Raw genomic sequence first — 13,557 nt, forward strand, 5'->3', positions numbered from 1 at the left:
GCTATTCCGGAAGCCGTTGCCTGACTTCCGCTACAAAGTCCTCTCCGCGCTGCTCGAAATTGTCGTATTGGTCGAAACTGGCCGCGGCTGGCGCAAGCAGGACTGTCTCGCCGGGTTGGGCATCCTTCATGGCTTGCTCAACAGCCTCGGACATGGTGGTGCAAACCAGCGCATCGGCCTTTAGTTGCATGGCGAAATTCGCGGCCTCGCGACCAATGACATAAGCTTTGACCACCTGGTCTGCGGCTGCGTTCAGAGCGGCGACACCGCCTTCCTTCTCAAGCCCCCCACAGACCCAGCGGACCTTCCTGAAGGCGCTCAACGCCTTGAGAGCGCTGTCCACATTGGTGGCTTTTGAGTCATTCACATAAGTAATACCGCCTACCTCGGCGATGATCTGACTGCGATGCGGCAGGCCCGGATAGCTGTGCAGCGCGTCTTCGATCACGCGCGGTGCCAGCCCAAGCGCGCGACAGGCGGCATAGGCCGAACAGGCGTTTTGGTGGTTATGTGCGCCGGGAAGGCCCGTGATTCCGCGCAGGTCAATCGAGCCCGCTTGCCGTCCCTTGCGGTATTCCGACAAGAACCCTTTACGGGCAAACACCTGCCACCCGGGTCCCGTCAGCTTGCGCGCAACCGACACGCGGATGACGCGATCATCCGCGCGGCCTTCGGCAAGTTGACCGGCTAGAAACGCGCCCTCTTTCTCGTCAATGCCAATCACGGCGCGGTCCGGGCCGCCCTCGGCGAACAACCGACGCTTGGCGGCAAAATAGCCCCCCATCCCGCCGTGGCGGTCAAGATGGTCGGGCGACAGGTTGGTGAAAACGGCCACGTCCGGGGTCAGGGCGCGGGCCAGTTCTGTCTGATAGCTGGACAGTTCCAGCACAACGACCGAACCGTCACCGCCCGGATCAATATCCAGCACCCCACGCCCGATATTTCCCGCCAGCTGTGCCTCGCGGCCGGCTTCGGTCAGGATATGGTGAATCAAAGCTGCGGTGGTCGACTTCCCGTTCGACCCGGTCACTGCGATCACACGCGGCGGAGAGTCATAATTGTTCCACTCAGGCCCTGCAAAGGATCGGAAAAACAGCCCGATGTCGTTATCGATCGGGACACCGGCCTCAAGCGCCGCAGCCACAATTGGATTGGGGTCAGGATAGAGATGAGGAATACCGGGCGAAACGATCAGCGTGGCGATATCGTCAAAAGCGCCATGACGGCGCAGATCGACGCAGACGAACCCCTCGGCCTTGGCCTTTTCCTGGGCGGCAGGATTGTCATCCCAACACACAGGCTCAGTTTTGCCTGCCTGCAGGGCACGCGCCGTGGCCAGCCCCGACCGGCCTAGCCCCAGAACCGCAACCTTCTGCCCTGAAAACCCTTTGACCGGGATCATACTGCCCACCTTTTTTGACGTAAATTTAGCCGCCACACTGCACCGAAGAAATCACTGATGGCAAGGGTGGCAAAAGGCTCGCGCGTCAGCGCGAGCCGGGCCCAACAGGTGGCAGGCGGACCGCAGGTCCGCTGAACCTGGCGGGAGCTTTACCGGATCTTCAGCGTTGCCAGACCGATCATCGCCAGGATCAGCGAGATGATCCAGAACCGGATCACGATCGTCGGCTCAGCCCATCCCTTTTTCTCATAGTGATGATGGATCGGCGCCATCAGGAACACGCGCCGCCCGGTGCGTTTGAAGTACAGCACCTGGATGATCACGCTCAACGCTTCGACCACGAACAAACCGCCGACGACTGCCAGCACCAGCTCATGTTTGGTGGCCACCGCAATGGCACCCAAAGCACCGCCTAACGCAAGCGACCCGGTGTCGCCCATGAACACCGCAGCCGGAGGTGCGTTGTACCAAAGGAACCCAAGGCCCGCGCCAAACAAAGCCGAGGTAAAAATGAAAATCTCACCGGTTCCCGGCACGTAATGAACGTCCAGATATTCGGTAAAGTCGACCCGTCCCACGGCGTAGGCAATCACGCCTAGCGTCGAGGCCGCGATCATCGCCGGCATGATGGCCAGACCATCCAGACCATCGGTCAGGTTCACCGCATTGGCCGCGCCAACGATCACGATGATCGAGAAGGGAATGTAGAATATGCCTAGATTGATCAGTGTATCCTTGAAAATCGGCAAAGCCAGCTGGTTTTGCAGCGCCTCGGGATGATGCAGCGTAGCCCAGGCCGAGGCCAAAACTGCGATTATCACCCCTAGCGCCATACGCATTTTGCCCGAAACGCCCTTAGTGTTCTGCTTCGATACCTTTGCATAGTCATCTGCAAACCCGATCGCCGCATAGGCCAGTGTTACAAATAAGACCATCCAGACGTAAGGGTTGTCCCACCGAGCCCAGACCAGGGTCGATGTCACCAGCGCGCCTACGATCAAAAGCCCGCCCATTGTCGGTGTGCCCGCCTTCGAAAAATGCCCCTCTGGGCCGTCATCCCGAATAGGTTGGCCTTTGCCCTGTTTTTTGCGCAGTACATTGATCAGCGGCTTCCCGAAAAGAAAACCAAAGATCAACGCAGTCAAAAAGGCGCCGCCAGCGCGGAACGTGATGTATCGGAAGAGGTTAAAAAAATCCCCTCCGTCCGACAGGGCGGTCAACCAATAGAGCATTACAAAACCTTTCTCACACTGAGGTCGCGGGCGCGGTCATCAATCAAGCGCGCCCCCTTGCCCCATTTTACGCAAACCGTCAACAATCTGTGCCAATGCCATGCTCAGCGATCCCTTGGCCAACACAGTGTCACCGGTCTGAACAAGCTCTGACATATGCACGGCCATCTCGGTGCTGGTCTCGAACCAAAGCCCGCGTTTGTCCGCCGAAAGTGCATCGTGCAGCGCCTTCATCAGCGGACCAACGCAATGCACTTTGTCCACGCGTTGCATGGCCGAAACATCCGCCATCGCCGCATGCATGGCAATTTCCTCCGGCCCCAACTCCTTCATATCCCCAAGAAAAGCGATACGACGCTGACCTTGCGCGGCGGCCAGAACGTCCAGTGCGGCCTCCATCGACGTCGGGTTAGCGTTATAGCTGTCATCCAGCAATTCGATCCGACCGCCATCGGTCAAAGCGATCTGTTCGCGCACCCCGCGCCCCTTGACCGGCGACCATCCGCTGAGACCTGCAATGGCTTGATCCAGATCGACGCCCATTTCGACACATGCAGCCAATGCCCCCAGTGCGTTCATGGCGAAATGCGTGCCGGCTGACTGCACGTCAAACGCAAACGGGCGCCCTGCGACTGTTGCCTTTGCATGAACCGAGTCAGCCTCTTGGATTACATCGGTCAATGTGTAGTCGGAGCCATTGCGGCCGAAATCCACCGTTTTCGCGCCTAAATCTCGCGCACAGTCGCGCAGGATGTCCACATGCTCGATATCTGCGTTCAGGATGGCCGCACCGTCCTCCGTCAGACCGTCAAAAATTGCGGCCTTCTCATGTGCAATACCGGCCACCGATTCAAACGCTTCGAGGTGTACTGCCGCCACAGTCGTGACCAGCGCCACATGCGGGCGGGCTTGCTGCGCCAGCGGCGAAATCTCTCCGGGGTGGTTCATACCGATTTCGATCACAGCAAACTCAGTATCGCGCGGCATCCGCGCCAATGTCAGGGGAACCCCCCAATGATTGTTGTAGCTGGCAACGCTGGCATGGGTTTTCCCCTGCGTTTCCAATATGGTGGCCAGCATTTCCTTGGTTGACGTCTTGCCAACGCTGCCTGTGACGCCCAGCACACGCGCTTCGGTTCGGGCACGACCCGCCCGACCCAGCGCTTCCAGCCCGGTCTGGACATCTTCGACCACCAACAAGGGCGCGTCTTCAGCCACGCCTTCGGGAATGCGGGATACCAAAGCCGCACCTGCGCCTTTCTCCAAAGCTTGCGCTACAAAATCATGCCCGTCCCGCGCAGCCTTTAGCGCAACGAAAAGATCGCCGGGCTGGATGGTGCGCGTGTCGATCGACACACCATTGACCGCCCAATCCGAAGTGACGCGTCCACCGGTTGCCTCGGCGGCCTCGGCTGCAGTCCACAATGTCATGCCACCCTCCCGTCCAGTGCGGCCACGCTGATGCTGGCCTGTTCGACATCATCAAATGGCAGAACCTGATCGCCAACGATCTGGCCGGTTTCATGCCCTTTGCCCGCAATCAAAAGCGCATCCCCGGGTTGCAGCGCGTCTATCCCGCGCAAGATGGCCTCGGCCCGATCGCCGACCTCGGTGGCCTCAGGCGCCCCACCCATCACGGCGGCGCGTATCGTGGCCGGATCTTCACTGCGCGGGTTGTCGTCGGTGACGAAAACAACATCTGCGTGGTTGGCGGCGGCTTGCCCCATCAGCGGGCGCTTGGTCGCGTCGCGATCACCACCCGCGCCGACAATAGCTATCAGGCGGCCCATCACATGCGGGCGCAGTGCCTTGAGCGCGGTCGCCACTGCGTCAGGTGTATGAGCGTAATCTACAAAAACCGCTGCCCCATTCTCTCGCGTCGCGGCCAGCTGCATGCGTCCACGAACCGTCGTGAGATGCGGCAGGGTTTCGAAAACGTGTTCAGGCTCTTCCCCTGCAGCAATAACCAAACCGCAGGCCAACAAGATATTTTCAGCCTGAAAACCGCCGATCAGATTCAAACGGGTTTGGAATATCTTGCCCTGCCAAGAGAACCGCAGGTCCTGACCTGTTGCGTCAAACCGCTGATTCATCAGGCACAGGTCTGCTTCCCCAAGCCCAACGGTCAAAACCTTCTGCCCCCGGTCTTTGGCAATCCGGAGGACCCGAGCCCCCTTGGGATCGCTCATGTTGACGACAACGGTGCCGTCTTGCGGCAGGACCCGATCAAACAGACCTGCCTTGGCGTTGAAATACGCTTCGAACGTTTCGTGGTAGTCCAGATGGTCCTGAGTGAAGTTCGAAAACCCCGCCGCAGCCAGCTGTACCCCATCCAAGCGACGCTGTTCCAACCCGTGCGAGGATGCCTCCATCGCAGCATGAGTCACTCCGTTCTCTGCAGCCTTGGACAGGCAACGATGCAAAGTGATTGGTTCGGGCGTTGTATGGGCTAGTGGTGCGGTCCATGCGCCCTCGACCCCTGTCGTCCCGAGGTTCACCGCGGCGTGACCAAGTTCAGTCCAGATCTGGCGAACAAATGTCGCGACCGAGGTTTTGCCATTGGTGCCGGTAACCGCAACGATGGTCTTAGGCTGCGCTCCGAACCACAGCGCGGCGCACCCGGCCAACGCCTGACGCGGGTCCTCGACCACGATCAGCGCCGCATCTGATGCGGCCAGTTCGTCGGTTGCGATCTCTGCCCCTTCAGCATCCGTCAGGATGGCCGCGGCCCCCATACGCAAAGCGTATTGAATGAACTCACCGCCATGAACACGTGTACCGGGAAGTGCCGCAAAGAGGAAACCGTCTTTGACTTCGCGGCTGTCGACCGCCAGCCCTGTGACATCAGGATTGGTGCCACCTCGGGCGGTCAGGGCCAGTTGGCTCAGTTTCTTTGTCCTTGCGCCCATGACCCACCTCGTTTGGACAGCCTAATTTGAGGTCAGCGTTATAGCAGCGCCGGCCTCAGGCTCAACCCGAGGACGCAGGCCCAGCAATGGTGCAATGCGCCCGATCAATTCTGCGGCCACAGGAACCGCTGTCCAGCCTGCCGTACGGCGCTTTTCGCCATAAGCAAGGATGGATGGTTCGTCCAATGTTACGATCAGGACGTATTTTGGGTCATAAGCGGGAAAGAACGTCGCAAAGGTCGCAATCACCTTGTCGTCGTAATAACCACCACGCGGCTTGGGCTTATCCGCGGTGCCGGTCTTACCGGCCACATCATAGCCTGCCACATCGCCAAAACTGGCGGTGCCATCTGTTACCACCCGGCGCAACATGTTCTGCGCCTGGTTTGCCGCGTTGTCAGACATCACCCGAGGACCGTATTGTGGCCCATTTTTGCGCAGGATCGTCGGGCTTACATAGTGCCCGCCATTGGCAATCGCCGCATACCCCGCCGCCAGGTGCATGGGGCTGGTCGACAGACCATGACCGTATGAGATGGTCACCGTGCTCAGTTCGCCCCATTTTTTGGGCTTCAGCGGTTCACCACCCTTGGCTTCGACGATTTCGAACGGGGTGGGATCGAACATACCAAGAGATTCCAGGAAATCCTGCTGCCGTTGCGCGCCGATCTGCAGCGCCAGTCGCCCGGTGCCCCGGTTCGAGCTGTGGACGATCACATCCGCGACGCTGATCTTACCGTAATTCTTGCCGTTGAACTCACCAATCGGGAAACGGCCGATCTTCATTGGCCCTGAGGTATCGATGATCGTATTTGAATTCACCAAACCCAGCTGAACCGCCTGCGCAGCGGTGAAAATCTTAAACACAGATCCCAGTTCATAAACGCCCTGAACATAGCGATTGAACAGTGGGCTGTCTGAGGGATCGAACCCCGAGGTCGGTGGGCGTGGGCGATCATTGGGATCGAAGGACGGCAATGAGGCCGCCGAGATCACCTCGCCCGTATGCGCGTTCATAAGAACCGCCGACGCCCCCTTGGCGTTCATGATCTTCATGCCGCCAAACAGCACCTGCTCAACCGCGGCCTGAACGGTCAGGTCCAGCGAGAGCTGCAGCGGCTTAGTCCCATTCGCGGGATCACGCAGATAGTCGTCGAATTGTTTTTCAACACCGGCCACACCGATCACTTCGGCAGCACTGACACCTTCGCGCCCAAAGCTTGACCCGCCTAGGATATGCGCCGCCAGACGGCCATTCGGGTACAACCGCATCTCACGCGGGCCGAATAGAATGCCCGGGTCACCGATATCGTGCACGGCTTGTTTCTGCTCGGGCGAGATACGCTTTTTGATCCACAGGAATTTGCGATTCCCAGTGAAATCCTTGACTAGGCGTTCTTTTTCCAGATCGGGGAAGATCGCGACAAGCTGATCAGCGGCAGCAATCGGGTCGATCATCAGCGGCGGCTGCGCATATACAGAATAAGTATCCAGATTGGTCGCAAGAATGCGTCCTTCCCGGTCGACGATGTTGGCCCGCTGCATCGCAATGGCTGCACCCGGGGCCGAGGCCACAGGTTCTTGCGCTTCGGACGTGGCCAACATGCCCATCCGGACGCCTACGACCGAAAAAGCGCAGAAAAAGAACAGACCCAGCACCAACAAGCGGCCTTCAGCACGAGTGCGGCTGCGGTCTTTCATGTCTTCGTGACGCTTGCGGATATTTTCGCGCTCAATGGCTTTGGGATTCTCGCCCCGCGAACGCGCGTCAAGGATTCGGGCCAGAGGGCGCAGTGGCGTGCGGGTCATGGGATCTGCACCTCACCCAGCGCCTGAATATTGGTGATGGCCTGCAGCTCGATCGGATCGACGATTGGCAGGTCAGGATCTTCCGCATAGGCAATCTGATCGGCGCGACCGAACTGCTCGGCCCGCAGGGGCAAAAGGCCCAGCCGTTCAAAGTTCAGATCAGCAAGCTCACGCAACCTGTCGGGGCGGTTCAGATAGGCCCATTCGGCGTTCAAAACCGCCAGCTTCACCTGCGCCATACCAATTTCGCGCTGCAGCTTCTGCGTTTCCTTCACCACCTGCTGCGTGCGATAGTTTTCCTGATACGCCCACAGCGCCAGTCCGAACACGGACAGAGCAGTCAACACATACAAAACACTCTTCATTTTGCTCTTCCCCCTAGTTGCGGCATACCAACGGCGCGGGCATCAATTTCCCCCGACGGCGCATCCGTTCGAATTGCAACGCGCAGCTTTGCCGAGCGTGAACGCGGATTTTCCTGCAGCTCCTGATCATCCGGCCCCACGGCTTTACGAGTCTTGAGCGTGAACTGCGGCAGCTCCTGTTCAATCTCGGGCGCATACCGATTGGCCCGGCCCGTCTTGCCCGCACGAGACTGAAAGAACCGTTTGACCATCCGGTCTTCGATCGAATGAAACGTCACGACTGCCAGTTGCCCGCCCGGCTTCAACGCACGTTCCGCAGCCATCAGTCCTTGATACAGCTCTTCATATTCAGCATTCACTGCGATCCGCAGACCCTGAAAACTCCGCGTTGCAGGGTGGGACTGCCCGGGCTTGGGTCGCGGCAAACAGGATTCGATGACCTGGACGAGGCGCAGAGTCGTTGTAATCGGCTCTTCCGCACGCGCTTTGGCGATGGCCTTGGCAATGCGGCGGCTGGCACGTTCCTCGCCATAATGATACAGGATATCGGCAAGTTGTTCCTCGGTCGCGGTGTTGACCAAATCAGCCGCGCTTTCGCCTTCCTGACTCATTCGCATGTCGAGCGGGCCGTCTTTCATGAAAGAAAAGCCGCGTTCCGCCAGATCCAGCTGCATCGACGACACGCCCAGATCCAGAACGACACCATCCAGATCCTGTGCGTATTCGTCCATGCGTGAGAATACACCTTGCTGCATCACAAGCCGGTCGCCATAATCTCCGACCCAATCCGCCGCCATTTCAAACGCCAACGGATCACGGTCCACGCCGATGACCTTATCTGCACCAGCCTCCAGCAGGCCCCGTGTATATCCGCCTGCTCCAAACGTTCCGTCCAGCCAGACACCTGACACGGGCGCCACAGCTGCCAGCAATGGACGCAGCAGAACGGGAATATGAGGTTTATCGGAAGGGATGTTAGCGCCGGCCATGCCGTTACGCATCCCCGGTGCCGTCAAGGAACTCCAAAGGATCGAAATCCTCGGGCTGTTCGTCCAACCACTCTTCGGCTGCAGCGAGTTCTTCGGATTCGTAAGTTTCCGGCTTCCAAATCTGGAACGTGTCACCCGCGGCGATAAAGAATGCCTCACCTTCAAGGCCAATCTTGTTACGCAGCTTTGCCGGCAGCACCAGTCGGCCGGTTTCATCCACTGTGGTCGGGAAGGATTGACCGTGGAACATGCGCTGCAACATCTTCCGCTGCATAGATCCGCGCGGCAGCGCGTCGATCTTGGCATCGACCTCTTCGATCGCTTGCATGGTATAGCATTCCAGGAATTTGCGACGGTGGTCGCCGTAGACAATTACAAGCTCAGGTGTGTCGCCGGGCTGCCAGTTCGGGTCCGAGGATTCAAGCACACGGCGAAACGAGGCCGGGATCGATACCCTGCCCTTCGTATCCACCTTATGGTGGCTTTCACCTCTAAACCTGCGCGCCAAGACGACTGTCCCTTCCGCTTGCGCCCCACTTAAAATTCACTCCCCCAGATGAAAAACGGCGGGTTGATCTGCTGCCACTGATCAACCCGCCGCATTGACCCGCTGTGCGGGATGTCCAGCTGCGCGCGCCACCTGGGGGGATGTCTGCTCGCCCGCGCGCCGGATCTCTTGATTGATGAAAGCGAGATGCCTGTATGAAACCTGATTTTTGTTGTTTCGGGGTCGTTTGGTGCCCCATGTGCCTCGTCCTCATCGGATGAATTAGGGATGACATGGGAATTCATGGAAATCAACAAAAAATTTGCAGATCTTATGTTCAGACTTGCAGTTTAGCCAACGCGATTGAGAAAGAAAACCACCCTGTGGACACCAATTGTAGATAATTTCGGCAATGGCTGCACTAAATAAGCCAATTTTGAACCCACTCCAACTATTCCCATAATTTCCCAGATATTTCTTCAAAGGGTGAAGGTTTATGATGAGCGTAGCGAAAATGGGCCACTTGATTAGCGAATCACTCCAGCTTTAAACCTCAACCACATGTGGATTCTTCGCCGCTCCAGCTGACGCCCATGAATTCCCACGAACCGAAATCAACATGTCAGCCGCCGCGCGCCTGGCCCATCCAATACACAAAGCGCACAAGAATTGACAAACTCCGCTCAAAAGACGCGCAAACACGAAAATCCAGAAAATCTTGTTGAAACCTTCCTTTGGGGAAGCATCATCTGAAGGCCTTATTTTACTGGCCCTTCCCAACCCTCATCGACAACCAGTTGATATCTATGCACTTGCTGCATAGCAGCATTGACGTTGTCGGGTATTGTGCAATTGCAGCATTTGCTTATTTTCAGTCTCAAGCAAGCGCCGGACAACACCGGCAACAACGAATACATCGAGTAAAGCAAATGGCTGCAGCAACACATAACACCGCGCTCAAAGGCGCACCGGCAACTAGCCTGGCTTCGCTATTCGAGGCGGCAAAGACCCGGTTCATCCAATATCGCGTCTATCGCCAGACAGTTCACGAACTGTCTGATCTGTCGAACCGCGAACTGGCTGATCTGGGGCTTCACCGCTCGATGATCCGCCGCCTGGCTCAGCAAGCGGCCGAAGAACACGTCGCACGTTAAGCGACACAGAAACACCGAGATCAGGTCCTTCCTCCTCCCTTTTGGACCTGTATTTCAGCGGCGGCATCTCTCCTCCTCCCTGATGTCGCCGCCCCTAATACCGGCCCTGATCGCCGGAAGCAGACACACCGGGTACTCCTCCTCCCTTTCCCGGTGTTGAAAGCGCGCGGCGACGTCTCTCCTCCTCCCTGACGTCGCCGCGTCTTCCTCATACCGGGATCAAACCCGGGTTCGGATACATCGGGGCTCTCCTCCTCCCTGCCCTGATGTTGAAAAGAACGGAGGTTCCCTCTCCTCCTCCCTGCGAACCGCCGTTTTTGTTTTTCGTACCGAGATGTAAACTGAAGCCCTGACCAGAATTTCAGGAGTTTCCGATGGCCGCATATTTCATCGCCCAGATTTCCATTCACGACCCTGACGGGTACCAGAAATACCTTGAAGGTTTCATGCCGATCTTTGACCGGCACGGAGGTCGCCTGCTGACGATATCCTCCAAGCCCGTGGAACTGGTCGAGGGCGTATGGCCCGAAGACGGAATTGTGTTGATGGAGTTCCCATCTCTTGCTGCGGCCAAGGCGTGGAAAGACGACCCAGACTATATCAAGCTGGCGGAAATTCGGCACAAAACCGCGACGGCGAACATGGTACTGGTTGAAGGGCTATAGCGTTTAGAACGGCACATCATCCTTGGCGGACAGAAAGCGAGAAACCACTTTTTTCAATCCAGCTTTTTCGAAATCGACCTCAACCTTGTCACCTTCGATGCCGATCACCGCGCCATAGCCGAATTTCTGATGAAACACGCGCTCGCCAAGGGTGAAACTGGCAACAGCAGTCGTGTCGATCACCGTATTGCGGCTTTCGCGGGGTTGGGACGTTCCATACTGCCCCTGCCGGGCCTGCAACCGCCGCCAACCGGGCGAGTTATAGACATTGGCCTCGGCCGCACGGGTTTCGATACCGGCAGTCGGCTGACCACCCCCGTACAGCCCTGGCGGCGTCAGAACTTCGACATGATCTTCAGGCAACTCGTCAATGAACCGCGACGGCATCGCGTTTTGCCATTGACCAAACACCCGACGATTGGCCGCAAAGGAGATCGTACAGATCTCTTCCGCGCGGGTGATGCCCACATAGGCCAATCGCCGTTCTTCTTCGAGGCCCTTGATCCCGGATTCGTCCATTGATCTCTGTGACGGGAACAGCCCGTCTTCCCACCCCGGCAAGAACACGGCCGGAAACTCAAGCCCCTTTGCCGCGTGCAGCGTCATGATGGAAACCTTGGCCCCGTCACCCTCTTGCTCATTGTCCATGACCAGGCTGACATGCTCAAGAAACCCTTGCAGATTCTCAAAGTTGTCCAGCTGATTGACCAATTCCTTGAGGTTTTCCAACCGACCCGGAGCTTCGGGTGTTTTTTCGTTCTGCCAGTGTGCCGTGTAGCCGGATTCGTCCAATATGATCTGTGCCAGTTCGATATGTGAGACCTCGGGCTCACCAAACCGCATCGGAGCGGAGCCGTCATCAATCACAGAATCATCGTCGACTTCGATCCGGGGCCCGCGCGTCATCGCGTTCCAACGCGCCAACCCGTCGATCAACTCGCGTAGTGCTTTGCCGCCTTTGCCTTTGATCAGCCCATTATCGACAGCGATCCGGGCGCCATCGACCAGCGACACGCCATTTTCCCGCGCCGTCATCTGAATCGTCTGCTGCGCCTTGTCACCCAGCCCGCGTTTCGGAGTATTCACGATCCGCTCGAATGCCAGATCGTCACCGGGGCTGACCACCAGCCGGAAATAGGCCATCGCGTCGCGGATCTCCATCCGCTCATAGAATCGTGGGCCGCCTATGACCTTGTAGGGCAGACCGATGGTCAGAAAACGGTCCTCAAACGCGCGCATCTGATGGCTGGCCCGCACGAGAATCGCAATTTCATCCAGATTAAAGGGCCGCGCACCACGCGTTCCCCCCTGCATCGCGTCGATCTCTTCACCGATCCAGCGCGCCTCTTCCTCGCCATCCCAATGACCGATCAGGCGGACCTTTTCACCGTCCTGCGCATCGGTCCACAATTCCTTACCCAGCCGACTCTCATTGCCACGGATGACATTGGACGCAGCCGCCAAAATATGGGGGGTCGAGCGATAGTTCTGCTCTAACCGAACGACATAAGCCCCTGGAAAATCCTTTTCAAACCGCAGGATGTTGCCCACTTCGGCCCCGCGCCAGCCATAAATTGACTGATCGTCATCTCCCACACAACAAATGTTCTTGTGCGCCCCAGCCAGCAACCTCAACCACAGATATTGGGCAACGTTGGTATCCTGGTATTCGTCCACAAGGATGTAGCGGAACCAACGTTGATATCGCTCCAACACATCCGGATGGGTCTGGAAGATCGTGACCATGTGCAACAGCAGGTCGCCAAAATCCACCGCGTTCAGCTCGCGCAGCCGGGTTTGGTACTGAGCGTAGATCTCAATTCCCTTGTGGTTATAGGCGCCGGCATCGGCAGCAGGCACCTTGTCGGGCGTAAGCGCCCGGTTCTTCCAGTCATCAATGATTCCGGCCAACATGCGCGCAGGCCAGCGTTTGTCATCGATATTGGCCGCCTGAATCAGCTGTTTGAGCAGCCGCAACTGATCATCCGTATCCAGAATGGTGAAATTCGATTTCAGATCGACCAGTTCCGCGTGACGCCGCAGCAACTTGACGCAGATCGAGTGGAACGTGCCCAGCCAAGGCATCCCCTCGGCTGGTTGCCCCAACAAACGGCCCACGCGGTTCTTCATCTCGCGCGCGGCTTTGTTGGTGAAAGTCACCGACAATATCTCGTTCGGACGCGCCCGCCCGGTACTAAGCAGATGCGCGATACGCGCGGTCAGTGCCTTGGTTTTGCCCGTACCTGCGCCTGCCAGCATCAGGACAGGCCCATCCAGTCGCTCGACCGCGTCACGTTGCGCCGGGTTCAGCTCGTCCAGATAAGGCATAGGGCGCGCGGCCATGGCGCGCGCGGACAGGGATGCGCCCTCAAAGGCGTCCATTTCGTCGAAACTGCTCATCTTTCCAAACTACGCTGGATGTTGACCGAGGGAAAGGGTTTGTTCACGCCTTGTTCGCACAGTTTTTGATGCTCTGTTACGATCAATTCTAATCAAGCGACTTGGACTGAGAACGATTTCATTAACCATCTGTAAAACACCCGCC

Annotated in this window: 11 protein-coding genes; 2 read left to right on the forward strand and 9 right to left on the reverse strand. The window is 57.9% G+C overall.

Annotation, left to right across the window (positions count from 1 at the left end):
- Position 1: 1 nt before the first annotated feature.
- The 8 genes from murD to mraZ all read right to left on the reverse strand — a co-directional run bounded on the left by murD (position 2) and on the right by mraZ (position 9,178).
- Complete coding sequence (gene murD, locus AC2FFH_RS01045) at positions 2-1,402, reverse strand: UDP-N-acetylmuramoyl-L-alanine--D-glutamate ligase (protein WP_496767958.1); 1,401 nt, start codon at positions 1,400-1,402, stop codon at positions 2-4.
- 149 nt (positions 1,403-1,551) lie between these two features.
- Positions 1,552-2,634, reverse strand: a complete 1,083-nt coding sequence (gene mraY / locus AC2FFH_RS01050) for a phospho-N-acetylmuramoyl-pentapeptide-transferase (RefSeq protein ID WP_108859445.1) — start codon at positions 2,632-2,634, stop codon at positions 1,552-1,554.
- A gap of 39 nt (positions 2,635-2,673) precedes the next feature.
- Positions 2,674-4,065, reverse strand: coding sequence for a UDP-N-acetylmuramoyl-tripeptide--D-alanyl-D-alanine ligase (locus AC2FFH_RS01055; RefSeq protein ID WP_496767956.1), 1,392 nt, complete (start codon positions 4,063-4,065; stop codon positions 2,674-2,676).
- Positions 4,062-5,543: a UDP-N-acetylmuramoyl-L-alanyl-D-glutamate--2,6-diaminopimelate ligase gene (locus AC2FFH_RS01060; protein ID WP_496843544.1), complete on the reverse strand. Its 1,482-nt coding sequence runs from the start codon at positions 5,541-5,543 to the stop codon at positions 4,062-4,064. Before AC2FFH_RS01060 ends, AC2FFH_RS01055 begins: the two co-directional genes overlap by 4 nt.
- Positions 5,544-5,564: 21 nt before the next feature.
- Positions 5,565-7,352 carry a peptidoglycan D,D-transpeptidase FtsI family protein gene (locus AC2FFH_RS01065; protein WP_058274327.1) on the reverse strand — a complete coding sequence of 596 codons (1,788 nt, stop codon included), beginning with the start codon at positions 7,350-7,352 and terminating at the stop codon, positions 5,565-5,567.
- Positions 7,349-7,717, reverse strand: a complete 369-nt coding sequence (ftsL, locus tag AC2FFH_RS01070; protein ID WP_058274326.1) for a cell division protein FtsL — start codon at positions 7,715-7,717, stop codon at positions 7,349-7,351. The genes AC2FFH_RS01065 and ftsL overlap by 4 nt, the downstream gene beginning before the upstream one ends.
- Entirely contained in the window at positions 7,714-8,706 is a 993-nt protein-coding gene (gene rsmH / locus AC2FFH_RS01075) for a 16S rRNA (cytosine(1402)-N(4))-methyltransferase RsmH (protein ID WP_496767953.1), read from the reverse strand. The genes ftsL and rsmH overlap by 4 nt, the downstream gene beginning before the upstream one ends.
- A 4-nt stretch (positions 8,707-8,710) precedes the next feature.
- Positions 8,711-9,178 carry a division/cell wall cluster transcriptional repressor MraZ gene (mraZ, locus tag AC2FFH_RS01080; protein WP_496843545.1) on the reverse strand — a complete coding sequence of 156 codons (468 nt, stop codon included), beginning with the start codon at positions 9,176-9,178 and terminating at the stop codon, positions 8,711-8,713.
- A gap of 944 nt (positions 9,179-10,122) precedes the next feature.
- Here mraZ and AC2FFH_RS01085 point away from each other — a divergent pair.
- Positions 10,123-10,347: a DUF1127 domain-containing protein gene (locus AC2FFH_RS01085; RefSeq protein WP_108859440.1), complete on the forward strand. Its 225-nt coding sequence runs from the start codon at positions 10,123-10,125 to the stop codon at positions 10,345-10,347.
- Positions 10,348-10,721: 374 nt separating this feature from the next.
- Positions 10,722-11,012, forward strand: coding sequence for a DUF1330 domain-containing protein (locus AC2FFH_RS01090; RefSeq protein WP_496734148.1), 291 nt, complete (start codon positions 10,722-10,724; stop codon positions 11,010-11,012).
- A gap of 3 nt (positions 11,013-11,015) precedes the next feature.
- Here the strand turns inward: AC2FFH_RS01090 and AC2FFH_RS01095 are convergent, their stop codons facing one another.
- A complete protein-coding gene (locus AC2FFH_RS01095) occupies positions 11,016-13,412 on the reverse strand; it encodes an ATP-dependent helicase (protein WP_496843546.1) in 2,397 nt (798 codons plus the stop codon).
- Positions 13,413-13,557 lie beyond the last annotated feature (145 nt).

The organism is Ruegeria sp. YTSC003, assembly GCF_059609785.1.

Coding starts and splice junctions, on each gene's coding strand:
- murD (WP_496767958.1), bottom strand. CDS start 1,402: ATGATCCCGGTCAAAGGGTTTTCAGGGCAGAAGGTTGCGGTTCTGGGG.
- mraY (WP_108859445.1), bottom strand. CDS start 2,634: ATGCTCTATTGGTTGACCGCCCTGTCGGACGGAGGGGATTTTTTTAAC.
- AC2FFH_RS01055 (WP_496767956.1), bottom strand. CDS start 4,065: ATGACATTGTGGACTGCAGCCGAGGCCGCCGAGGCAACCGGTGGACGC.
- AC2FFH_RS01060 (WP_496843544.1), bottom strand. CDS start 5,543: ATGGGCGCAAGGACAAAGAAACTGAGCCAACTGGCCCTGACCGCCCGA.
- AC2FFH_RS01065 (WP_058274327.1), bottom strand. CDS start 7,352: ATGACCCGCACGCCACTGCGCCCTCTGGCCCGAATCCTTGACGCGCGT.
- ftsL (WP_058274326.1), bottom strand. CDS start 7,717: ATGAAGAGTGTTTTGTATGTGTTGACTGCTCTGTCCGTGTTCGGACTG.
- rsmH (WP_496767953.1), bottom strand. CDS start 8,706: ATGGCCGGCGCTAACATCCCTTCCGATAAACCTCATATTCCCGTTCTG.
- AC2FFH_RS01085 (WP_108859440.1), top strand. CDS start 10,123: ATGGCTGCAGCAACACATAACACCGCGCTCAAAGGCGCACCGGCAACT.
- AC2FFH_RS01090 (WP_496734148.1), top strand. CDS start 10,722: ATGGCCGCATATTTCATCGCCCAGATTTCCATTCACGACCCTGACGGG.
- AC2FFH_RS01095 (WP_496843546.1), bottom strand. CDS start 13,412: ATGAGCAGTTTCGACGAAATGGACGCCTTTGAGGGCGCATCCCTGTCC.